18 protein-coding genes are annotated in these 22,516 nt (G+C 54.2%); 7 read left to right on the forward strand and 11 right to left on the reverse strand.

Annotated features, from left to right (window positions below; genetic code table 11):
• Positions 1-38: 38 nt before the first annotated feature.
• Positions 39-824 carry a regulatory signaling modulator protein AmpE gene (ampE, locus tag R0135_RS07125; protein WP_407349562.1) on the reverse strand — a complete coding sequence of 262 codons (786 nt, stop codon included), beginning with the start codon at positions 822-824 and terminating at the stop codon, positions 39-41.
• The gene (gene ampD, locus R0135_RS07130) at positions 821-1,480 is read right to left on the reverse strand and encodes a 1,6-anhydro-N-acetylmuramyl-L-alanine amidase AmpD (protein ID WP_407349563.1); all 660 of its coding nucleotides are present in this window, start codon (positions 1,478-1,480) and stop codon (positions 821-823) included. Before ampD ends, ampE begins: the two co-directional genes overlap by 4 nt.
• A 60-nt stretch (positions 1,481-1,540) precedes the next feature.
• Between ampD and nadC the strand changes: the two genes are divergently transcribed.
• On the forward strand, positions 1,541-2,386 hold the full coding sequence (nadC, locus tag R0135_RS07135; RefSeq protein WP_407349564.1) for a carboxylating nicotinate-nucleotide diphosphorylase: 846 nt from the start codon (positions 1,541-1,543) through the stop codon (positions 2,384-2,386).
• Positions 2,387-2,470: 84 nt separating this feature from the next.
• On the opposite strand, the gene rraA is transcribed toward nadC, so the two are convergent.
• Together rraA and R0135_RS07145 are read right to left on the reverse strand one after the other, a co-directional pair.
• Complete coding sequence (gene rraA / locus R0135_RS07140) at positions 2,471-2,953, reverse strand: ribonuclease E activity regulator RraA (protein WP_407349565.1); 483 nt, start codon at positions 2,951-2,953, stop codon at positions 2,471-2,473.
• Positions 2,953-4,713 carry an acyl-CoA dehydrogenase gene (locus tag R0135_RS07145; protein WP_407349566.1) on the reverse strand — a complete coding sequence of 587 codons (1,761 nt, stop codon included), beginning with the start codon at positions 4,711-4,713 and terminating at the stop codon, positions 2,953-2,955. The genes rraA and R0135_RS07145 overlap by 1 nt, the downstream gene beginning before the upstream one ends.
• A 136-nt stretch (positions 4,714-4,849) precedes the next feature.
• Between R0135_RS07145 and R0135_RS07150 the strand changes: the two genes are divergently transcribed.
• Both R0135_RS07150 and R0135_RS07155 read left to right on the forward strand, forming a co-directional pair.
• Entirely contained in the window at positions 4,850-5,806 is a 957-nt protein-coding gene (locus tag R0135_RS07150; RefSeq protein ID WP_407349567.1) for a LysR family transcriptional regulator, read from the forward strand.
• 103 nt (positions 5,807-5,909) lie between these two features.
• Positions 5,910-8,084 carry a malate synthase G gene (locus R0135_RS07155; protein ID WP_407349568.1) on the forward strand — a complete coding sequence of 725 codons (2,175 nt, stop codon included), beginning with the start codon at positions 5,910-5,912 and terminating at the stop codon, positions 8,082-8,084.
• 58 nt (positions 8,085-8,142) lie between these two features.
• Here R0135_RS07155 and ald read toward each other — a convergent pair whose 3' ends face one another.
• The 4 genes from ald to R0135_RS07175 form a co-directional block, all read right to left on the reverse strand.
• Positions 8,143-9,267, reverse strand: a complete 1,125-nt coding sequence (gene ald / locus R0135_RS07160; protein WP_407349569.1) for an alanine dehydrogenase — start codon at positions 9,265-9,267, stop codon at positions 8,143-8,145.
• 85 nt (positions 9,268-9,352) lie between these two features.
• Entirely contained in the window at positions 9,353-10,222 is an 870-nt protein-coding gene (locus R0135_RS07165; protein ID WP_407349570.1) for a glycosyltransferase family 2 protein, read from the reverse strand.
• A 90-nt stretch (positions 10,223-10,312) separates the two neighbouring features.
• The gene (locus R0135_RS07170; protein ID WP_407349571.1) at positions 10,313-12,322 is read right to left on the reverse strand and encodes a hypothetical protein; all 2,010 of its coding nucleotides are present in this window, start codon (positions 12,320-12,322) and stop codon (positions 10,313-10,315) included.
• A gap of 125 nt (positions 12,323-12,447) precedes the next feature.
• Entirely contained in the window at positions 12,448-12,909 is a 462-nt protein-coding gene (locus tag R0135_RS07175; protein ID WP_407349887.1) for a pilin, read from the reverse strand.
• Positions 12,910-13,291: 382 nt separating this feature from the next.
• Here R0135_RS07175 and pilB point away from each other — a divergent pair, with 382 nt between their 5' ends.
• Genes pilB through coaE form a run of 4 tightly spaced genes read left to right on the forward strand, consistent with a single transcriptional unit; the run spans position 13,292 to position 17,823 of the window.
• Positions 13,292-15,013, forward strand: coding sequence for a type IV-A pilus assembly ATPase PilB (gene pilB, locus R0135_RS07180; protein WP_407349572.1), 1,722 nt, complete (start codon positions 13,292-13,294; stop codon positions 15,011-15,013).
• A 56-nt stretch (positions 15,014-15,069) separates the two neighbouring features.
• Complete coding sequence (locus tag R0135_RS07185) at positions 15,070-16,287, forward strand: type II secretion system F family protein (RefSeq protein WP_407349573.1); 1,218 nt, start codon at positions 15,070-15,072, stop codon at positions 16,285-16,287.
• 43 nt (positions 16,288-16,330) lie between these two features.
• Positions 16,331-17,218 carry a prepilin peptidase gene (locus R0135_RS07190; protein ID WP_407349574.1) on the forward strand — a complete coding sequence of 296 codons (888 nt, stop codon included), beginning with the start codon at positions 16,331-16,333 and terminating at the stop codon, positions 17,216-17,218.
• Entirely contained in the window at positions 17,215-17,823 is a 609-nt protein-coding gene (gene coaE / locus R0135_RS07195; RefSeq protein WP_407349575.1) for a dephospho-CoA kinase, read from the forward strand. Before R0135_RS07190 ends, coaE begins: the two co-directional genes overlap by 4 nt.
• A gap of 55 nt (positions 17,824-17,878) precedes the next feature.
• Here the strand turns inward: coaE and mutT are convergent, their stop codons facing one another.
• From mutT to secA, 3 genes are read right to left on the reverse strand one after another with little or no spacing between them, the layout of a single operon-like run.
• Entirely contained in the window at positions 17,879-18,310 is a 432-nt protein-coding gene (gene mutT, locus R0135_RS07200; RefSeq protein WP_407349576.1) for an 8-oxo-dGTP diphosphatase MutT, read from the reverse strand.
• Between the two features lie 8 nt (positions 18,311-18,318).
• The gene (gene argJ, locus R0135_RS07205; protein WP_407349577.1) at positions 18,319-19,557 is read right to left on the reverse strand and encodes a bifunctional glutamate N-acetyltransferase/amino-acid acetyltransferase ArgJ; all 1,239 of its coding nucleotides are present in this window, start codon (positions 19,555-19,557) and stop codon (positions 18,319-18,321) included.
• An 18-nt stretch (positions 19,558-19,575) separates the two neighbouring features.
• The gene (secA, locus tag R0135_RS07210; protein ID WP_407349578.1) at positions 19,576-22,287 is read right to left on the reverse strand and encodes a preprotein translocase subunit SecA; all 2,712 of its coding nucleotides are present in this window, start codon (positions 22,285-22,287) and stop codon (positions 19,576-19,578) included.
• Positions 22,288-22,516: the final 229 nt, after the last annotated feature.

A 22,516-nucleotide genomic window follows, 5' to 3' on the forward strand; every position in this document is an offset into this window, starting at 1 on the left:
GCATAGCAGCCGGGGAATCGGGACTCTAATCCAACGCGTTAGCCCAGAATAAGCACGGCGGAAAGACCCAACAACCAAAGCCCCGCGCTACGATAAAGAATATCGCCAAAAATACGAGCGCCCGCGCCCTGGTTGCAGGCAACCGCTGCAAGCTCCCACAAGAGCTGCGGTGCCGGGGTGGTATCGGTAAAGTGGGCAAGGGGCGCACGCTGACTCACTGCCATAAAGTCACCGCTCAAAGCGAAGGTCAGACCCAAAATGCGTGCGGGGATCCAGTCCGCCCAACGCAGGACCTGCAAGTATTGCGGACCACGATCGTTAGCCGCCAGAATTGCCACGGCGCGATAGAGCACCGCCGCTATGGGACCGGCGAGGACAAAGTAAAACAAAGGCGCGAACCAGCGGGCATAGCCACAGTAAACCAAACGCTGCAGGGCCCGATCCGCAGGTTCGGTATCAGCATCATCGACAGGCGCCCATAGATCCTCCAGAGCAGCACGAGCTGCCTCAGGATCATCCGATGCCCGGGCCTCATATTGCTCAAGAGCCGTGTGGAAGTCAGCGCGCCCCAGGCTCCAAACGAAAAGACCTGAGATGGCAATAAGCTCCACCAACCCAAACAACCAGCCCTCCAATAGCGACAGGGCCCAATAAGCCACCGCAGCGATAACGCCAAGCGTAATGACAAGACGCAGCATCTGCGCCGAAAAGCGCAAAGCCACAAAGCCATCCCACTGAATCAGCCACCGGTCTCGTTGCAAAAAGTTGCCCGGCTGTATGATTTGCTGCAGGGACAGTGCAATGATCATGGCAAGAAATGTCATCGCGCTATTGACTCCTCTATTGGTGAGCGAGCGGATGGATTGTTACGGGCCCTGAGAAGACTTCGAAGCCTGGCCCAGTCAAAAGCCTGGCCGGGGTCGGTTTTGCGGCCCGGTGCGATATCACTGTGCCCGACTATCGGCCCGGGCGCCAGCGTGGGTATACAACTGCGAAGCTCCACAATTAAATGGCTCAGCACCTCATATTGGATTTTCTCGTAGGACAGACTATCGGTCCCCTCAAGCTCAATGCCGATACTGAAGTCATTGCAATTCACCCTGTCGGACCAGGAGGACACACCTGCGTGCCAGGCTCGGTCAAGACAAGAGACAAACTGCGTCAATACTCCATTACGGTCGATCAGAAAATGCGCAGATACCTCCAGTCCTTGCAGCTCTGCAAAGGAAGGATCGCGGGAGCAATCGAGCTTGTTACAAAAAAGCGCCTCGATGTCTCCGGTATCAAAACAACCCGGAGGCAGTGAAATGTTGTGCACCACCAGCATTTCCGGCCAGCAGGCTGACGGCCGGGCGTTGTAGTTGGGTGACGGGCAATGGCGGGCACATTCGAGCCAACCATTCCAGATTATTGAAGGGGACATTCGCGTATTGTGTGCATCAATACCGCCTACGGCAAGCGCGGAGACGCTTTTCGTCACCGAGTCCACGCTGCTACCATAACGACCAAGAGCCCCTTATCCCGCAAGCCGGAAATCCCCATGAGCCTCAGCCTTACCCGAGTCCCAGAAACCATTGTCCAGAGCAATGTCGAAATAGCCCTAGCGGAGGACATCGGCAGCGGCGATATCACTGCGGATTTGCTGCCAGTGGATCGCATGGCCGAAGCCACGGTGATTACCCGGGAAGACGGCGTGCTGTGTGGCCAACATTGGGTAAACACAGTGTTTGCCAGTGTTGATGATCGCATCAGCATCGACTGGTCTGCGGCAGATGGAGATAGCCTAACCGCTGGTCAAACACTATTTGAACTTCGGGGCCCTGCCCGCGGCCTGCTCACCGGAGAGCGCACTGCGCTGAACTTCCTCCAGACACTATCCGGCACGGCGACACGATGCCGGGACTACGCGCGAAGTGTTGAAGGCACTGGCGTGCGTTTACTGGACACCCGCAAGACACTGCCAGGGCTTCGCGCCGCGCAAAAATACGCGGTGCGCTGCGGTGGGTGCCATAATCATCGTATCGGGCTCTACGATGCATTTCTGATCAAGGAAAACCATATTCTTGCTTGCGGCGGTATTCACGCTGCGGTCCTGCGCGCCCGGGAAAGCGCCCCAGGAAAGCCCGTAGAAGTCGAAGTAGAAAGCACCGATGAACTGCTTCAAGCGATTGATGCCGGCTGCGAGCGCGTCATGTTGGACAACTTTGATCTTGGAGCTTTGCGAGAAGCCGTAAAGCTGACCAATGGCCGAGCCGAACTGGAAGCATCCGGCAACGTTACCCTCGCAACTCTGCGTGCTATCGCCGAAACCGGGGTCGACTTTATCTCCATCGGCGCACTCACCAAGGGCTGCCAGCCTCTGGATCTGTCTATGCGGCTCGCTTGAGAAGCCAGTAAAATCCTCGCTAAAAAGCGGAGGCATTGCACGCCAAGCTAGAGAATCATGAACGAATGCGGCTCCGCTTTTTAGCTAGAGCGGCAGCAAAGGCTCGGCACTGACCAGCACTCCATTTCGATCAGCATAAATATAGTCTCCACTGCAGACCGTGGTGCCACCGACCTCAATAGAAACGTTTAGCTGCCCCTCGCCTCGCTTATCGGTTTTTTGCGGGCATGAGCCCAGGGCTTTTATGCCCAGCTCAAGCGTCTCAAGAATCTCCACGTCACGCACGGCACCGGCTATCACCAAGCCCGACCATCCGTTTTCCACCGCCTTGGCTGCCAACTGATCACCCAGCAAGGCTCGTCTTAGAGAACAACCGCCATCAACGACGATAACCCGTCCGTTGCCAGGCTGCTGCACCAACTCTTTCACCAAGGAGTTGTCTTCAAAACACTTCACCGTGACAGCGACGCCGCTGAAGCATGTCACCGCGCCGTAGTCCTGCCAGGGATGTAACACCGCTCGAGCATCAGGGGCGCTGTCAGCGAGATCCGGGGTACTAAACACCATTACAGCCAACCCACCGGGTAGTCCTGCAACGCACCACCGGCATTGGCCACGCTGCCCGCATAGCCCTCACAGCGCGGCAATATGCTTTGCGCGTAAAAGGTAGCTGTGGCCACCTTCCGCGCGTAAAACTCGTTGTCGCTGCCGGCCTTAAGCGCAGCCTGAGCGACCGCTGCGCCGCGGGCAAGCTGCCAGGCGCCAAACAAAAATCCCGTCTGCATCATGTAATCAAATGCAGCGGCGCCAGCCACCTCCGGGTTACTAGAGAGCATTTGCAATATCACTTCCGTGGACTCGGCCTGTTGTGCAACTGCTTTCAAAAGGCATTGACCAATGATCTCGAGGCTACCGCCGCGACTCAGGTAATCCTGCGCATCGGCACGGATCATATCCAGTACGGCGGCCATTGTTGAACCACCATCCCGGCCCAATTTGCGACCCACCAGATCTGCGGCCTGAATGCCGTTGGTACCCTCATAGATGGGGGTAATTCTCACGTCGCGCAGATACTGGGCAGCGCCGGTTTCTTCGACATAACCCATACCACCGTGAACCTGAACACCCAGGGACGTAAGTTCCACTCCCACCTCGGTCATCCAGCCCTTAATCACAGGGATCATTAAATCAATGCGAGCCTGCGCCATGCTGCGCTGTGCATCCGCGCCGTAGTGCGCAAGATCCATAGTTACCGCTTCGCTGTAAGCAAGCGCGCGCATCCCTTCACTCAGCGCCTTCATAGTCAGAAGCATACGCTTTACGTCTGCATGCTCAATGATAGGCACCCCGCCCTGTACACGATCTTTGGCGTAGGCCAGGGCCAGTTGGTAAGAGCCCTCGGTGGCACCCAGACTTTGCAGTCCGACCTTCAGACGCGCCTCGTTCATCATGGTGAACATGCAGGTCAGTCCGCGATTTTCCTCGCCAACCAGATACCCCACAGCACCACCCTGGTCGCCAAAAGCCATCACGCAGGTCGGACTGCCGTGTATCCCCAATTTGTGCTCTGTCGACACCGGGTACACGTCATTGCGCTCGCCGAGACTGCCATCGGCATTAACCAGGAATTTGGGCACCAGAAACAATGAGATGCCGCTCGAGCCCTCCGGGGCATCCGGCAGCTTCGCCAGCACGAGATGCACGATGTTATCGACCGCATCATGATCACCCCAGGTAATATAAATTTTTTGGCCAGTGATCAAATAATGATCGCCGTTAGGGACAGCGCGGGTTTTCATAACCCCTAAGTCTGAACCTGCACCGGACTCGGTAAGATTCATGGTCCCGGTCCACTCACCGGTATGGAGCTTTTCGAGGTAGATCGCTTTCAATTCATCGGTGGCATGCGATGCGATAGCGAGCGCCGCACCACTACTGAGAATAGGGGCCAAAGCAAAGGCCATATCTGCGCCGTTCCACATTTCTGACGCCGCTGTCCCATACAGCTCCGGGAGACCCTGACCGCCAAAATCCGCATCGGCAGAAATGCCAAACCACCCGCCCTGAGCAAGCTGCCGGATCGCATCCGCATATCCCGGAGAAATCACCACCTTCTGGTCTTCACAACGCGCTGGCTGCATATCAGCCCCGCGCCGCAATGGAGCAAGAACCTCACCCGCGAGCTTACCGCCCTCATCCAGCAAAGCAGCGGTCAAATCTTCTCCCACACCCAATTCTTCAAAACGGGGCAAGCTACCCAGCGTTTCTCCAATACAAAGTACCTCGTCGATGACGAAACGCATATCTTCCAGGGGCGCACGATACATAGCCAAAAAGCCTCTTAATGGTTCACGGTAAAATTAGGGACGCAGATAGTACGTCCAAACGCGCAATTATAAAGGCTTGGCAGGAGGGCGGCATCATCGCGATACTGCAACGTTTAGATAGCACTCGGTTGCCCCCATGAATCTGCACCGCATTGATCTGAACCTGTTGGTCTACCTCGACGCCCTCCTGCGCGAGCGCAATGTTACCCAGGCCGCCCAGCAGTTAAACCTGTCACAACCGGCCATGAGCAATGGTTTACGCAGGCTGCGCACACTATTTGACGATCCCCTGCTGGTGCGCACGTCCGAGGGTATGACGCCTACCGAGCGGGCTCTGGAGCTGGAGCCGCTGGTGCGCGACGCCCTGTCGCGCATCGATCAGGCCGTGCAGCCTCGAGCAGCATTCAGGCCAGAAGAGGCTCAGGGCGTTTTTCGCATCATGGCCAGCGATTATGCAGAGTCGACGCTGTTTCCTCAGGTCCTGGGCGAGCTGCGTAATCAAGCCCCCAGCGTGACTCTGGATATTATGACACCCTCGGATGTTAGCTTTCTGGATGTGGAGCGCGGCAAAGTCGATATGGTGATCAACCGCTTTGACTCAATGCCGCAATCTTTTCACCAAATTCCTCTTTGGGACGACAGTTTTTCCTGCCTTCTCAGCCCAAACCATCCCATCCTCGATGACTTTACCCTGGAAAACTACCTGCTATCGGATCATGTCTGGGTTAGTAAAACAGGCATGGGCGTAGGGGTAGGCGTTAACCCCGACGACGTTCAACGCCTGGGATGGGTTGATGCGGCGCTCAATCGTTTGGGCAAGAAGCGCCAAATTCGCGTCTTTACCCGGCACTACCAGGCGGCAATGACCCTCGCGGAACACAACGACTTAATAGTGACGCTACCGACCCGCGCGGCGATGCTCAAACGAGACAACCCACGACTGGTCCGTAGGGACCCACCACTGACCATACCTCCCCTGGAATTAAAAATGGCGTGGAGCCCGCTGCTTCAGCACAACCCCGGTAATCGCTGGCTTCGCAAGCTCATTGTGGACACCGCAAGAAAAATCGTGGCGTCGGACCAAAATTCATGAAATAAATGATGGCGATCATATCTATTGGCTTTGGAAATCATTGTCCCGCGATTAAAATCGGCTCATCAACATATTCAATGATTCACTTTAAGGAGTCTTCGTCATGACAACTCGAGTTGCGCGAGCAGGTTTGCAAGTGGCACCGGTCATTGCAGAACTACTGGAGGAGCAGATTTGCCCGGGCATTGGGGTAGATGCGGGCGAATTCTGGACGTCCCTGGCGAGCATCATTGAGGACATGCAGCCCCGAAACGAAGAACTTCTGGCTATCCGCGAGGACCTGCAACAGCAAATCGATGACTGGCACCGGCAACATCCCGGCGCCGACTACGATCGCGGGGCGTACAAGGCCTTTCTGCAGGAAATCGGCTACCTACTCCCAGAGCCCGCAGCATTTACCATCAGCACCGAAAACGTCGATGCGGAGGTTGCGACCCTGGCAGGCCCACAGTTGGTCGTGCCGGTAATGAATGCCCGCTATGCACTCAATGCGGCAAATGCCCGCTGGGGCAGTCTCTACGATGCGCTGTATGGAACAGATGTCATCTCCGAGAACGATGGTGCGGAGCGAGCTGGTGGCTATAACCCGGTGCGCGGCGCCAAAGTGATCGCCTGGGCGCGGGACTTTCTGGACAAGCACTTCGCGCTTAAAAATGGCAGTCATCACGATGCGACCCGCTATGCGCTCAGTGACGGCGCTTTGCTCGTTAGCCTTGGCGACAGCAAAACCGCCAGCGAATTGGCGCAGGCCGATCAACTGCAGGGCTTTCGCGGTGAGAGAGGTGCTCCTACGGCTATTCTCCTGAAGCACAACGGTTTACACGTAGAAATCCAGATCGATGCCAACAGCCCTATTGGCTCCGAAGACAAAGCCGGAGTCAAAGACCTGTTACTAGAGTCTGCGGTTAGCACCATTCAAGACTGTGAGGACTCAGTGGCCGCCGTAGACGCCGATGACAAAGCGGTGGTTTACGGCAACTGGCTAGGCTTAATGCGCGGCGATTTGAGTGAAGAGTTCACAAAAGGCGGCAGCAGCCAGACGCGTAAGCTTAACCCCGATCGTCGCTATACGGCGATGGATGGCAGCGATTTGGTCTTGCCCGGGCGCAGCCTGATGTTTGTGCGCAACGTTGGTCATCTCATGACTAACGACGCGATACTGGGTACTACGGGCAAAGAGATTCCTGAGGGAATCATGGACGCGATGTTCACCGCGGTGATCGCCATGCATGACCTGAAGGGCGACAGCGGATTAGCTAACTCTCGCTGCGGCAGCGTTTATATTGTGAAGCCGAAGATGCATGGGCCCGATGAGGTGAGCTTCACGGTTGACCTGTTCTGCCGCGTCGAAGATGCCCTGGGGCTCCCAAGAAACACGCTGAAGCTGGGCATTATGGACGAGGAGCGACGCACCACCGTGAACCTGCGCGAGTGCATCCGCAGAGCCAGCGAACGCATTGTGTTTATTAATACAGGGTTCCTCGACCGCACCGGAGACGAAATTCACACCAGCATGGCCGCCGCTGCGATGACACCCAAAGGCGACATGAAGTCCGAGCCCTGGATTAGCGCTTATGAAGATAACAATGTAGACGCGGGACTCGCCTGCGGCCTGCTGGGACGCGCACAAATTGGCAAGGGGATGTGGGCAATGCCCGACCTCATGGCCGACATGTTGGAAGCCAAAATTGGCCACCCAAAAGCCGGTGCCAGCACAGCCTGGGTACCCTCTCCCACTGCCGCGACGCTGCACGTCACTCACTATCACGATGTGAATGTTGCCGACGTGCAAGCACACTTAAAAGAACGTACACCCGCCTCCTTAGACGACATTCTCTCTATACCCCTGCGCGGCGCCGCCAACATGAGCCCCGAGGAAATTCAGCGGGAGCTCGACAATAATGCCCAGGGCATCCTCGGCTATGTAGTGCGCTGGATTGACCAGGGTGTGGGCTGCTCCAAGGTACCCGACATTAACAATATCGGTCTTATGGAAGATCGCGCAACGCTAAGAATCTCTTCTCAGCACATCGCCAATTGGCTACTGCACGGGGTATGCAGCGAAAGCCAAGTGCGCGAAACCCTGGAGCGCATGGCTGCGGTGGTCGATGAACAAAATGCGGCGGACCCGCTGTACAGCCCCATGGCGACCAACTTTGACAACAGCGTGGCCTTTCGAGCCGCTTGCGATCTTGTGTTCCTTGGAACCGAACAGCCCAGTGGATATACCGAGCCGGTACTGCATGCTCGCCGCCGGGAAGCGAAGGCCGCCGCCTGAGGTCGAAGAACACGGGGCCAAAAAGCATCGCTGCCGGCCCGTGGCTGCACCTGAACCCCTAGTTCAGGTTAGACAATGCCTGCATGGGTGGAACATATTCGTAGCCCAGCGCTTCGGACACAGCCTGGTAAGTGACTTGTCCCGCATGCACATTTAGGCCGTCGCGCAGGTATCGATCGTCCTCAAGCGCCTTTTTTACCCCTTTGCTGGCAAGCGCCAGCACGTAAGGCAGCGTTGCATTAGTCAGTGCTAAGGTCGAAGTTCTCGCAACGCCACCAGGCATGTTTGCCACGCAGTAATGCACCACGTCATCAACGATATAAACTGGATCCTGATGCGTCGTGGCGCGACTGGTTTCAAAGCATCCCCCCTGATCAATAGCAACGTCCACCAGCACTGACCCGGGCTTCATACGAGAAACCAGGTCCGCTGAAACCAGCTTGGGTGCGGCGGCTCCAGGAATGAGCACGGCCCCGACCACAAGATCTGCTTCCAAGGCGTGCCGCTCTATGGCATCACGGGTTGAGTAAAGAGTCTTCATACGGCCTTCAAAAAGGGTATCGAGTTCTTTTAGGCGATTGATAGACCGATCAACGATCGTGACATCAGCGCCAAGGCCCATGGCCATGCGGGCCGCATTCACACCCACAACGCCGCCACCGATAACCAAAACGCGTGCAGGCTCCACACCCGGAACACCACCCAGCAGAGTTCCGCTCCCGCCCTGCGCTTTTTCCAGACTATGGCAACCCGCCTGAATAGCCATACGTCCCGCCACCTCGCTCATGGGCGCAAGTAAGGGCAGTCCGCCCTGGGCGCTTGTCACCGTCTCATAGGCGATCGCTGTCGCACCAGATTCCACAAGTAATTTTGTCTGCACAGGATCCGGCGCCAGATGCAAATAGGTAAAAAGAAGCTGCCCCTCGCGAAGCATTCTGCACTCGTCAGGTTGCGGCTCTTTGACCTTAACGATCATTTCAGCCTCAGCGAACACCGATGCCGCATCCGCGGCAATACGGGCGCCCGCAGCCTCATACTGTGAATCATCAAAGCCGATGGATGCGCCGCCGCAGGCCTCGATGAGGACCTCGTGCCCTGCATGCACTAATTCACTTACTCCCGCTGGCGTAAGACCGATTCGATACTCGTGATTCTTGATTTCCTTCGGTACACCGATAAGCATGCCGACTAACTCCCAGAGACTGTGAATACGCCTGACATATTAGTGGCAGCGCGACCATCACGCGCTACCTCTTTAGGGTGGCAAGTCAGTCTTCGTCGACGCCAACGTCCTTGTACTGAAGATTCGTCAACTGCTCAGATAACAAGCCCAGAAGGAACATAATGACGCCGGAAGAAACTAGCAGTGCGGTCATATTCGTAAAGCGCCAGGAATCGCTCATAATTGCGGTAGCAACGTAATTGAAAACGCCCAAGCCTGCGGTCAGAACAGAAAATGGAAAATACACCTTAAGTGGTGAGTAGAGCGTACCAACTTTGAAAATAATCAGCAGGAAGCGCAACCCATCGCGGAGCAAGCTGATGTGACCACTGCCCTGCCGCTTGGCGACCTTAATCGGCAGAAACGCGACCGAGTAGCCCGCGCGATAAAAGGCCATGGTTGATGTTGTGGGGTAGCTAAAGCCATTGGGCAATAGATATAAAAAGCTAAGAAACTTTTTGCGGTTAACGGCGCGAAAGCCCGAGGTCAGATCGTCGATGGGCTGCCCGACCATCCAACTCGCAAACTTATTGTAAAAGCTGTTCGCGCCCCAGCGCGCAACGCTCGCCTGAGACCCCAACCCAGATCGAGCGCCCACCACAAGGTCGTAACCCTCACCGTACTTGTAGAGCAAGCGCTCAACATCTGCCGGGTCATGCTGACCGTCGGCGTCCATGAACACAAGAACATCGCCCTTCGCTGCTAGAGCGCCGCGCTTGATAGCTGCGCCGTTACCTTTGCTGTAGGGCTGGGTAACGACCTTAGCACCGGCGGTTGCGGCGATTTCGCCGGTGCCATCGGTGGAGCCGTCGTCGACCACAATAACTTGTGCATCAGGAAAATAGGCGCAGAGACCGCCAACAACCCGTGCAACAGTAGCGCTTTCATTTTTCGCTGGAAGGACTATCGAGAGCATGTGCGATCAGTAGCTATTTGAAAAATCTTTTCCACGCAGTAACCCCTTAATCTCGCGCTTTGAATACGCAACGACGCAATAAAACCATAGTCATTTAATCGCTTCCTTATATTGTTTAAACAATACCAACTCAAAGCCACTGAGCTTCCCTTGATCTACCATCGCCTCAAGTTCGACTATGGCGACATCGACAGATTCAGAATCTCCTGCCAATAACGAGGCCTCAGCCCAGCGAAGGAGAACTAAAGGGCCGTGATCACGCTCTCGGGCAATTGAAGCGTACACAAACGCTTTTACAGGGTTACCCAGCGTTTTTTCGAAGTCATACAAATCCACTAACGCAGGCAGTCCTAAGATGTAACCCCGATCCAACAAGACCGAAACGAATGAGAAAAGCCAGTCCGATACTTCGTGCCAGGCAAAGTTTTGACACGCATTCTCTGCCACCAAGCTTCGCAACGTCCGTAACATGTAACTTCTGATCGGGTCATCCTCAGCAAGATCACCCGCAAGCGGCAACTCATCCATAGCGAGCAGTCCGCCCAAACATGACGCTCCAACATCCAGCAATACAGGATCTGCGCTACCCATAGGTCGCGCCGCTGGCTGGGATCGACTCTGCGTAAAAGCTTCAAGGATCAGTTCTCTCGCGCCAGCCACGTCACCGAGAGACGCATCTGCCAGCGCCTGATCCATCAAAACTCTGGGCGAATTTTTATGGCCCGAAACATCGTGGAGTAATAGCGCCTCCGCCGATCGCCAGTGTGCTGCAAGCGCATAAGAGGATAAACTCAAGGAGCACAGATATACGAAAGCGAGGCACAGTGCTGATATCCTCAGCTCACCCGACTCCCGCAGACAAACTCTTCGCATGAGCTCCGCAAACAAAACCGCCAGCCCAACGCTAGGCAAATAATTCCGATGTTCAAAGTACAGCTCCAAAGGCAAATAGAACGTTTCAATACAATGGCCGATGAGAAAAAAACCAATGCCTAGTGCCACAATACTCACCTGTCTCACAAGTACCGCACGGACCATAAAAGCAAGACACGCCACCCAAATCAGAGTAGCTCCAATTGCAAGCGCAGAGCCGTCCGCTAGGCTAGATATCGGATAGTCATCGTGGACTAAACCCATGCGTAATGTATCGGGGTAAAAGAACTGTCTAAAGTAATCTGCGAGTATTACCGGCGATGAACCGAGTCGATCTGCATAGGTGAAATTTCGTCTTGCATAAGAAATGTCGGACCGAAAATACTCCATCAGCCCAAAAATGAGGAAAAACACCACGCCGGCTGCCATTAGACACACTGCTGCCACTTTCATCTTGTCGTAGCCATTCGCTCGCCTCGTATACGGCACTGCAAAGACTTCCAGGAGCGCGATTAGTGGCACTGCCAAAACACCATTCTCTTTGGCAAAAGGCGCCATCAAAACACTGATCACGCACACGAGTGACCAAACTAATCTATACGAGGGATTGCTCGCTGAGCGAGCTAACAAGTAGCTAAGCAAGGCCATAAGCACAAAAAGTGTAGAGAGAATGGCCATACGTTGGGAGATATAAAGAACGGTACTCACCTTCTGGGGTGCGCATGCCCATACCAAAGCAGTCACAAATGCGATGACGTACGCGTACCTAACGCCACGCATAGTTAGCAAGACGTGTATCAAGGCTGCTACGAGAGTGGCATTAATCAGATGAAAACCAATGGATATAGCTTTACTAAACTCAGGGCCGGCAGAAAACACGACCTGCTCCAAAGCGAAAGAAAATATTGTAAGCGGTCTTCCGATCGGACTTGAAGTGTCTGAAAACACCAGCTGCCAGAATAAGTCGGGACGCGTCCTTAGCTGATTGACGGGAACAACAGACGTAGAGTCATCGAGGATGTATCCGGAACCCAGACCCGATGCAAAAAGCAAAGCAAGCAAAACCACGCCCAACATCGAAACAAGCATGCAAACTAACGTGGGGTTTAACGAACTATTGTGTCGCATTACCTTACTCATCACAGTCGATACAAACAACAACTCGGCGACCATTGGGCGACACACAATGCTATAAGCAATGGCCACCATCGCTCGCCTGAAGGACACGTAGTCGACCTAGAGGACTTGAGCCGTGCATCAGCCCTTCGGCCCTCACAGCTATTACAAAAAAAACCCCAGTGTGAACTGGGGTTTTAAAGGCTCTCGCAGGAAGCGAAGCTCTGCTGACTAAATTACCCGCGGCAAGAAGCTGGGAGATACTTAGCAAGAGTAGTGTCTACAGGAGCACAAACCCAAGTCACTCTCCGAGAGTTAGCGTCTACCGTGCCGGTAAGGGTTATGTCCATATCCGCTGCAGCGCCAAGCTGCTGCCGGGCAACTTCTCCATTGGACGCTGCAATCGTATAAACGCCGGTTAAACCAGCGCCTGCGAATGTAGCCGTAGCCACAAATGACGCATCTCCAAAGCCCGATTCCAGGATGCCTGCCTGAGCAGCCGTAGTCGGCATTCTACCTCGGGCAGCCACATATTCCGCGATGGTAGTCTTTGCCTCAGCAGCGGTTGCCAAAACTTCCGACATACGTGCTCGCACCGTGTAATCCTGGTAAGCAGGCAGCGCAATCGCAGCCAAAATTCCAACGATCGCAATAACGATCATCAGTTCGATCAGCGTAAAACCCTGCTGCCTTTGCATATTTACTTTCTTCATTGTCTCTCTCCAGTTAATTGGCAACCCAGGAAGGCTGCAAAAACACACACTTCATCAGTTACGCCTGCAGGTTACGGGCCAAAACCTTAACAACAAAATTAAAATTTATGAAAATCAGCGGTTTATGCGCATATTGGATTCAAAAACATATCGCAAGGTACAGAAAAACATCCTGACAACTGGTCACCTTCGCGCACTAACTGACATTTTTTGTCAGTCACACAACAAAAATCGTACAAAACGAAATCGACGCACTGTTCTAACACTAGCCAGCGCCTAAAAAATCACCATAATCAATACTCTATAGGCACTTCAGCCAAGCTATAGCTACCGCTATACTCTGACGCTTAATTAAGGGCAGCTACGCATGAACGAACGAGTCAGCGGTAAACCCTCCGGCCTAGCCGGTCGCCTTGTTATCGAGGGCCTCCTCGATGAAGATCAGGCGTCCAAGGCTCAGGCCGCCGCAACCAGTGAACGAATCCCTTTCGTTCGGTATTTGGTCGATGAAGTAAAAATCGACAGCCACAAGCTGGCTGAAATTGCTTCACAGGAATTCGGCGCAGCGCGATTCGACATAGGGGCTTTTGATTCTCAGTTTTTGCCTCAGGGAGTTGTAGAGCCCGAACTGGTCACCAAACATCACGCGCTGCCGCTCTACAGTCGGGGCAAGCGCCTCTTCATAGCAGTCTCCGATCCCACCAACCTTGCAGCGCTTGATGAGATCAAATTTCACACAGGTCTGAATACCGAAGCCATTTTGGTTGATGAGAAGAGTCTACAAAAGGCTATTGCTGAATGGACCGATGCCCAGGACGACATGAGCGGCGGTCTCGACGATCTTGAGTCCGATGAGTTTGATGAAATTGATATTGGCGCAGTCGATAATGATGCAGCCCCGGAGGACGACGGTAACAGCAGTGTTGACGAGACTCCGATTGTACGATTTGTCAACAAGGTGCTGGTCGATGCCATCAAACAGGGCGCTTCGGACATTCACTTTGAGCCTTATGAAAAAGACTACCGCGTTCGTTTTCGGACAGACGGCGTACTCAGAGAAGTTGTCCGTCCACCTCGTAATTTGGCACCTCGTCTGTCGGCTCGACTGAAAGTTATGTCGCAAATGGATATTTCTGAGCGACGAATGCCTCAGGACGGTCGCATTCAAATGAAGCTCTCGCGAAATCGATCTATTGATTTTCGAGTCAACACACTGCCTACGCTTTTTGGCGAGAAGATAGTGCTGCGGATTTTGGATCCCACTAGCGCCCAAATGGGTATCGATGCCCTCGGCTACGATCCGGATCAGAAAGACATGTTTATGAAGGCGCTGAAACAGCCTCAGGGCATGATCCTGGTCACAGGGCCAACGGGTTCCGGCAAGACGGTTTCACTATATACAGGTCTCAATATCCTTAATGAGCCCGAGCGAAATATCTCCACTGCGGAAGACCCTGTAGAAATCAATCTCTCGGGCATCAACCAGGTGCACGTGAACGCCAAGGTCGGTCTCAACTTTGCCGAGGCCTTACGCTCCTTCCTGCGCCAGGATCCAGACGTCATCATGGTCGGCGAGATACGTGACCTTGAAACAGCAGAAATCGCTATTAAAGCGGCGCAAACCGGCCACCTTGTGCTGTCAACGCTTCACACCAACAGCGCCGCAGAAACTATCAGCCGTCTACTCAACATGGGAGTACCCGCGTTTAACGTCGCGACCTCTGTGAGTCTTATTATTGCCCAGCGTCTGGGCCGTCGGCTTTGTAAAGAGTGTTCGGCTCCGGCAGAAATACCTCACGACACCTTGCTTGAACAGGGATTTACTGAGGAAATGCTCACTTCAGCTACGATTTTAAAGGCCGTGGGCTGCGATGCGTGTAAGGATGGCTATAAAGGTCGGGTCGGTATTTACGAAGTCGTTCGCATAACGCCGGAAATCGCCAACACTATTATGGAAGACGGAAACTCTCTGGAGATTGCCCGTCAGGCGAGAACGCACGGCTTTGCAGACCTCCGTACATCGGCGTTACGAAAATGTGCCCAAGGACTGATTAGTCTTGAAGAAGTAAACCGAGTTACGATTGACTGACAACGGGCCAGCTTTATTAAGCTCGCCTGAAAACGACAGGAGATAAGCCAAATACCATGGCGACGACGGCAACCAGCGAACTGTTTATCTGGAATGGCACCGATAAAAACGGCCGCCAAACGAAAGGAGAGATTAACGCGCCATCGCAAGCTATGGCGCGAGCCCAACTTCGACAAAAGGGAATCAATCCCAGCTCGGTGCGCCGCAAATCGAAGCCCTTATTTAGCGCCCGAAAGAAACCTATTAAACCAGCTGATATCGCTATTTTCACTCGCCAAATGGCGACCATGATGAAAGCTGGGGTCCCCTTGGTGCAAAGTTTCGACATCGTGGGTGACGGACTAGAGAACCCATCCATGAAGGAACTTGTAAACGGCATCAAGAATGATGTCTCAGCGGGTGGCGGCCTGGCCTTGTCCCTGAGCAAATTCCCGCGTTACTTCGACGAGCTGTTCTGCTCTCTGGTCGGCGCGGGTGAGTCTGCGGGTACGCTTGAAGTGATGCTTGACCGTGTGGCCACCTACAAGGAAAAAACCGAGCAGTTAAAAGGCAAAATTAAAAAAGCACTGACCTATCCCACAGCTGTCATCGTAGTGGCGCTGGTGGTATCCGGCATTTTGCTTGTAAAGGTCGTTCCACAATTCGCGGAGACGTTCTCGAGCTTCGGCGCTGACCTACCCGCATTTACCTTGATGGTATTGGGACTCTCTGATTTCATGCAGGAGTGGTGGTTCATTATCGTCATAGGCATTGTTGCTTCAGTTTATGCCTTCAAAGAATTACGTCTAAAATCCAAGCCATTCAGCGATGGGGTAGATCGAATAATGCTGAAGCTTCCGATTTTTGGCGGCATCGTTCACGACGCGGTAGTAGCACGGTTTTCCAGAACATTAGCCACAACGTTTAACGCCGGTGTGCCTCTGGTGGACGCTCTTGAGTCTACAGCTGGTGCGGCGGGTAATGCCGTCTTTAGCGTAGCAATTTTGCAGATTCGGGACGACGTCACTACCGGGTCAACCCTCTACAACTCGGTAAAGAGCACCGGCTTGTTTCCCAATATGTTGCTACAGATGATCTCCATCGGAGAAGAGTCAGGACAGCTTGACGAAATGCTGGATAAGGTCGCCACACACTATGAAGAAGCTGTCGACAATGCCGTAGACAGTCTAAGCTCTCTCATGGAGCCCATGATCATGTCGGTTCTTGGGGTCTTGGTAGGCGGCCTGATGATCGCCATGTACCTGCCGATCTTTATGCTGGGATCAGTTATCTAAGAAGCCTGCGCCCCCCGGCGGGGGCTCCCAGCGAGATATCACGATGACCGATGCTTTCATGCTCAGCGAATTCCTGAACGAGTACCCCCTGTATTTCTATCTGTTTACCGGGGCTTTGGGCCTCACTGTGGGCAGCTTTTTGAATGTCGTGATCTTGCGCCTGCCAGAAATGATGCAAAGAGAATGGCGCTGCGATTGCCGTGCACTGTTAGAGCTGGAAGCCGACAGCGCCGACAATGAAGACGCAAAGTTATCGCTTTCGTTCCCCGGGTCGCATTGCCCTCATTGCCAACATGCGATCAAGCCCTGGGAAAACATACCGGTAATCAGTTTCCTATTTTTACGTGGCCGCTGCGCGAATTGCGCTGCAGCGATCAGCTGGCGATACCCCCTTGTAGAGCTGGCAACAGCCGCTGCATCGGTAACCGTCGCCTTTCACATTGGGGCGGAGCCAGCCTTGCTTGCCTATCTGCTATTGACCTGGTCACTTATTGCGCTGGCCGTCATTGACTTCGATACGCAGTTGCTTCCGGATGACATCACGCTACCGCTGCTTTGGGCAGGCTTACTCTTTAATCTGTTCCTGGGACCCGTTACACCTGCCGATGCCGTTTTGGGCGCAGCAGCTGGGTATCTCTTACTGTGGTCAATCTATTGGCTGTTTAAGTTCGCCACGGGCAAAGAAGGCATGGGCTATGGCGACTTTAAACTGCTTGCTGCCTTGGGTGCATGGCTTGGTTGGCAGAGCCTGCCCATCATCATTTTATTGTCGTCTGCGGTAGGTGCCGTCTTGGGGATACTCATCATCGTAGTGAGAGGCAAGGACCGCTCTCACCCGCTACCCTTTGGACCTTATCTTGCGGCGGCTGGCTGGATCAGCCTGCTTTGGGGCAGCGCGCTGTCCGCCGCGCTGTTCACCGGCTCTTTGTGAGTAAAGCATTGCGTGTCGGCATTACCGGCGGCATTGGCAGCGGTAAAAGCGCTGTCACTGAACGCCTGCAGTCGCGGGGTATCGAGGTGGTAGACGCGGATATCGTTGCCCGAGAGGTCGTCGAGGCGGGTAGCTCAGCGCTTGAGAAAATAGCTCAGCACTTTGGTAAGGAAGTGATTAGCGCAGATGGAAATTTGGATCGTGCGGCGCTGCGGCGTATCGTTTTCAGTGATCCGGATCAGCGGCTATGGCTGGAGCGACTTACTCACCCCCTCATTGGTGAGAGCATTGCCCAGCAACTCGCGACGGCGGCATCATCCTATGCGGTGTTAAGCTCCCCGTTACTCCTGGAGAGTTCCCAGCGCGACTTTGTAGACCACATTGTGGTCGTGGATGTACCAGAATCCGTGCAGATAAGTAGAACCAAAGCACGGGATAACAATAGCGAAGAATTGGTGCGAGCCATTATGGCGGCGCAAATGTCCCGGGACTCGCGTCTAGCGGCCGCCGATACGGTTATTGATAACAGTGGAGCATTGGCAGAACTGGATCAGCAGGTAACCGCTCTGCATGAAAAACTCTTGCGCTTGTCTGCAGCTCGCTGAGCAGCAGGTAGTCAGGGCCTAAAAAAGGCCTGCACACCTGGGCTTACCGCTCGAACTAGCGCTTGCCATCAAGCAAGACATTTACGATCGCTACGTTGGCCTTGGGGAAGTCGTAGTCCACAAGTTCTGTAACGCTCACCCAGCGCATGGGCTGCCCTTCTCGCGCTCGCGGCTGCCCGGTAAACCCGGTAACGCTATGTACATCCAATAAAACTTGCTTATCGCCATAGTCATGCTCGACCCGCAGCAGGCTATGATGGCTCAAGACATCTATCCCAAGTTCCTCCTGAAGCTCTCGCTTCAGTGCATCCCCAAGACGCTCACCGGCCTCTAACTTACCGCCGGGAAATTCCCAAAGTCCACCTTGATGACTACTGGCATGTCGTTTCGTCAAAAGGATCTGTTGATCTGCATTGAAGATAACCGCAACAGCAACATGAACAACCGGCGCTACTTCGCAATTTTCATCCGGGTTTTTAGCCAACATAGGTACTGCTAGCTCCGATACTCAGCATTAATGCGAACATAGTCGTAGGAAAAATCAGAGGTCCAAACCCGGGCCCGCGCATCACCACGACCCAGCTCAATACCCAGCTGCAGATCTTCGCCCCGCATTAGCTCGGCCACCTCACTTTCCACGTAATCAACAGCGCGAGCGCCATTTTCCGCAATAATCAGATTATTGATAAAAATGCGAACGCCGGTGACATCAAGATCGACAAGCCCGGCTCGACCGATTGCAGCCAGCAATCGCCCCCAGTTGGGATCACCTGCAAAAAGCGCGGTCTTCACCAATGGGGAATGAGCAATGGTAAACGCAACATCCAGGCATTCAGCTTCGTCACGCCCACCACTGACTCGTATCTCTACAAACTTACTCGCACCTTCTCCATCACGAACAAGCCCCTGCGCGAGTTCAAGACAAAGAGACTCCAATGCCGCGGCAAACCCCTTCGCCAACTCCGAATCCACATCGTCACAAAGCGGCCCACCATGGGCACCCGTTGCGGCCAGCAAAACAGCATCGTTGGTAGACGTATCTCCATCGACGGTAATGCGATGAAACGACATCTCTACCGCACGCCGAAGCAAGGTGTCCAAAAGATCGGGAGTAACTGCAGCGTCCGTCGTCAGGAACGCCAGCATTGTTGCCATATCGGGACGCAGCATCCCGGCGCCTTTGGCCATACCGCTAAGAACATAAGTCCTGCCATCTACAACAAAATGACGGGAGCCCAGCTTGGGCCGCGTATCGGTAGTCATAATCCCCAGCGCAGCTTTCTCCCAGTCGGCGGGCGACCTTGCAGCAAATAGTTTGGGGAGCGCAGAGACTATGCGATCAGTCGGCAAATCTTCACCAATGACGCCGGTGGAAAACGGAAGAACTTCGCTGCCATCCAAGCCAAGTACAGCAGCCGCTTCTTCGCAACAGTGCCTTGCTGCAAGTAATCCCCTTTCGCCCGTTCCGGCGTTGGCATTCCCGGTATTGATAAGCAGCAGCCGGGGCATAAAGTCACAGGCAAGCAAATGTTCCCGGGCAACAGTCACCGGCGCAGCACAAAAAGCGTTTCGGGTAAAAACCGCGGCCGCCGTTGTGCCTTCATCAAAACTCAAGGCAACCAAATCGCTGCGATCGGCATAGCGAATGCCCGCCTCGACGGCGGCAACAGTCACACCGGGCACGGAGTGCTGCGCGACTGCCGCCTCAGCCGCGTCTTTTTTGGAGTCATTCATCGTAGTCTAAGGGCCGGTCTAAAGAGCACCGTGGCACTGCTTGTATTTCTTACCACTTCCGCAGGGGCAAGGGTCGTTCCTTCCCACTTTAGGCGTACTACGAGTAATCGGCTGCGCCGCTTCGGCTTTCTCGGCAACCTGAGACTCCGCAGGATCCGCTGCCATACCAGAGGCCTGCGCGTGCTGAAACGCCAGCTTGGCCTGCTCGGCATCATGCCGGCGCTGCTGCTCAATCAACTCAGCTTCGTTCTTTTTCTTGATCTCAACGTGGCTAAGAAATTTCACAACCTCGTACTTGAGACTGCCCAGCAATTCCTGGAACAGTTCAAAGGACTCGCGCTTGTACTCCTGCTTGGGATTTTTTTGCGCGTAGGCGCGAAGATGGATGCCCTGACGCAAGTGATCCATCGTCGCCAGATGCTCTTTCCAGAGCGTATCGAGAACCTGAAGCATGATCTGCTTCTCGATGCGACGCATATCGGGGCCAACACTTTCGGCCTTGGCATCGTAAGCTTGTTGAATTTCAGCCAGTACGCGCTCACGAATAGCCTCTTCATGCAGCTTATCGTCGTCGTCCAGCCACTGCTGAATTGGCAGAGTGATTGCAAACTCAGCTTCCAGCTGACGCTCCAGCCCAGAGATATCCCATTGCTCCTCCACACTCATTGGCGGAATAAAGCTGTCGATCGCCTGATTAACAACGTCCTGGCGAATCGCACTAATGGTTTCTGAAATATCGGCTTCGGTCAGCAGGTCATTGCGTTGCTGATAGATAATCTGCCGCTGATCGTTAGCAACATCATCATATTCAAGCAACTGTTTACGAATATCAAAGTTTCTGCCTTCGACTTTGCGCTGGGCTTTTTCAATGGCGTTGGTCACCATGCGGTGCTCAATCGCCTCGCCCTTTTCCATGCCCAAAGCCTGCATGAAGTTTTTCACACGATCCGATGCAAAGATCCGCATCAGATTGTCTTCTAAAGAGAGATAGAACCGTGATACACCAGGGTCACCCTGGCGACCCGCCCGGCCTCGAAGCTGGTTATCGATTCGACGGGATTCGTGGCGCTCAGTGCCCAGGATGTGAAGTCCACCGGCCTCCAACACCGCAGTGTGACGATTCTCCCAATCGGCCTGAATAGCGGCACGCTGTTCATCGCTGATCTCGCCCGCCTGACGCAACTCTGCCTCCAGGTTTCCACCTAGCACAATGTCGGTGCCACGACCGGCCATGTTTGTGGCAATGGTCACGACGCCCGGGCGCCCCGCCTGCGCAATGATCTCCGCCTCTTGCTCGTGATACTTGGCGTTGAGAACCTTATGCGGCACATTGGATTTCTTGAAGCGAGCTGACAATTCCTCTGACGTTTCAACCGAGGCGGTACCTACCAATGCCGGAGCCCCAATTTCGATACAGTGTTTGACGTCCTCAACGATTGCATCAAACTTTTCTTCGCTCGTGAGATACACGAGGTCGTTCATATCCTTACGAACCATTTCTTTGTTCGTGGGAATCACCACCACTTCAAGTCCGTAGATTTGCCGGAATTCGAAGGCTTCCGTATCGGCAGTACCGGTCATCCCTGCCAGCTTGTCGTAGAGACGGAAGTAATTCTGAAAGGTCGTCGAGGCAAGCGTCTGGCTCTCACTTTGAATTGCCACGCCTTCCTTCGCTTCAATCGCTTGGTGTAGACCTTCAGACAATCGGCGTCCCGCCATGGTCCGACCGGTGTGCTCGTCAATGAGCACCACCTGACCGCCCTGAACGATGTACTCCACATCACGATTAAACATCACATGGGCTCGCAACCCCGTGTGCACATGATGCAAGAGTGACAGGTTTGTAGAGGCGTAAAGACTATCGCCTTCCTCCAGCATGCCCTCACGAACCAGCATCTCTTCGACAAACTCGTGTCCGGCTTCAGTCATTTCAACCTGTCGCAGCTTCTCATCGACGGTGTAGTGACCTTCCTGGCCCTCGTCCTCGCGCTGGAGAAGCGGCACGAGTTTGTTAATACGTTTGTAAAGCTCTGAACTATCCTGCGCCGCGCCAGAAATAATCAGCGGCGTGCGCGCCTCATCAATGAGAATCGAATCGACTTCATCAACGATGGCAAAGCTAAGCTCGCCCTGCATCTTGTCTTCCAGTGAGAAGGCCATATTGTCGCGAAGGTAATCGAAGCCAAACTCGTTGTTGGTGCCGTAAATGACGTCTGATTGATAGGCCTCACGTTTCTCCTCCGGCGTTTGACCCGATCGAACCACACCGACGCTCAAACCCAAAAAGTTGTAAAGCGGCGACATCCACTGCGCATCACGTCCGGCAAGATAGTCATTGACGGTAATGAGGTGCACCGCGTTGCCGGTAAGCGCATTTAAGTAGGCGGCGAGAGTCGCTACCAGGGTTTTTCCCTCGCCGGTGCGCTGCTCGGCTATACGTCCCTCGTGCAGCGTCATGCCTCCGATGAGCTGTACGTCAAAATGGCGCATTGCCATAACACGCTTACCGGCTTCGCGAGCGACGGCAAACGCCTCCGGAAGCATCTTATCGAGGGTTTCACCCGCGCTCAGACGCTCCCGAAACTCACCAGTTTTAGCGGCCAAGGCCTGGTCATCAAGCGCCTGCATGCCTTCTTCCAGTGCGTTGATCTGGCGCACCACCTTGCGCATGCGCTTGAGCTCACGATCGTTGCGCGTGCCAAAAACTTTTTTCAGAGCAGAGTTAATCATTCAGTCATTCATTTCGCCGCGGCAGGCCAGAAGCCCACGCAGTCCATCCGTGTGTGGATACCGGCCCGTCATGTAAACGACTCAAGCCGACATCTCTGGTTGTCTTGAACAGCGCTAGAAGCGCCAACTTCGTAACGCGCCCGGGAAAATAAAAAGCATGCAGGTTGTTCATGGGGACAAACGCCCATGAATCAAGCCCTGGAGAGAGATAGTCGGGGCGAAAACCGGC

The sequence above is a fragment of the Congregibacter variabilis genome, from assembly GCF_045689235.1.
In the GTDB taxonomy this organism is placed as follows: Bacteria; Pseudomonadota; Gammaproteobacteria; order Pseudomonadales; family Halieaceae; genus Congregibacter; species Congregibacter variabilis.

Excerpts from the sequence above, each read along its gene's own strand:
- ampE (WP_407349562.1), bottom strand. The coding sequence starts at position 824 with ATGACATTTCTTGCCATGATCATTGCACTGTCCCTGCAGCAAATCATA.
- nadC (WP_407349564.1), top strand. The coding sequence starts at position 1,541 with ATGAGCCTCAGCCTTACCCGAGTCCCAGAAACCATTGTCCAGAGCAAT.
- rraA (WP_407349565.1), bottom strand. The coding sequence starts at position 2,953 with ATGGTGTTTAGTACCCCGGATCTCGCTGACAGCGCCCCTGATGCTCGA.
- R0135_RS07145 (WP_407349566.1), bottom strand. The coding sequence starts at position 4,713 with ATGTATCGTGCGCCCCTGGAAGATATGCGTTTCGTCATCGACGAGGTA.
- R0135_RS07150 (WP_407349567.1), top strand. The coding sequence starts at position 4,850 with ATGAATCTGCACCGCATTGATCTGAACCTGTTGGTCTACCTCGACGCC.
- R0135_RS07155 (WP_407349568.1), top strand. The coding sequence starts at position 5,910 with ATGACAACTCGAGTTGCGCGAGCAGGTTTGCAAGTGGCACCGGTCATT.
- ald (WP_407349569.1), bottom strand. The coding sequence starts at position 9,267 with ATGCTTATCGGTGTACCGAAGGAAATCAAGAATCACGAGTATCGAATC.
- R0135_RS07165 (WP_407349570.1), bottom strand. The coding sequence starts at position 10,222 with ATGCTCTCGATAGTCCTTCCAGCGAAAAATGAAAGCGCTACTGTTGCA.
- R0135_RS07175 (WP_407349887.1), bottom strand. The coding sequence starts at position 12,909 with ATGCAAAGGCAGCAGGGTTTTACGCTGATCGAACTGATGATCGTTATT.
- pilB (WP_407349572.1), top strand. The coding sequence starts at position 13,292 with ATGAACGAACGAGTCAGCGGTAAACCCTCCGGCCTAGCCGGTCGCCTT.
- R0135_RS07185 (WP_407349573.1), top strand. The coding sequence starts at position 15,070 with ATGGCGACGACGGCAACCAGCGAACTGTTTATCTGGAATGGCACCGAT.
- R0135_RS07190 (WP_407349574.1), top strand. The coding sequence starts at position 16,331 with ATGACCGATGCTTTCATGCTCAGCGAATTCCTGAACGAGTACCCCCTG.
- mutT (WP_407349576.1), bottom strand. The coding sequence starts at position 18,310 with ATGTTGGCTAAAAACCCGGATGAAAATTGCGAAGTAGCGCCGGTTGTT.
- argJ (WP_407349577.1), bottom strand. The coding sequence starts at position 19,557 with ATGAATGACTCCAAAAAAGACGCGGCTGAGGCGGCAGTCGCGCAGCAC.
- secA (WP_407349578.1), bottom strand. The coding sequence starts at position 22,287 with ATGATTAACTCTGCTCTGAAAAAAGTTTTTGGCACGCGCAACGATCGT.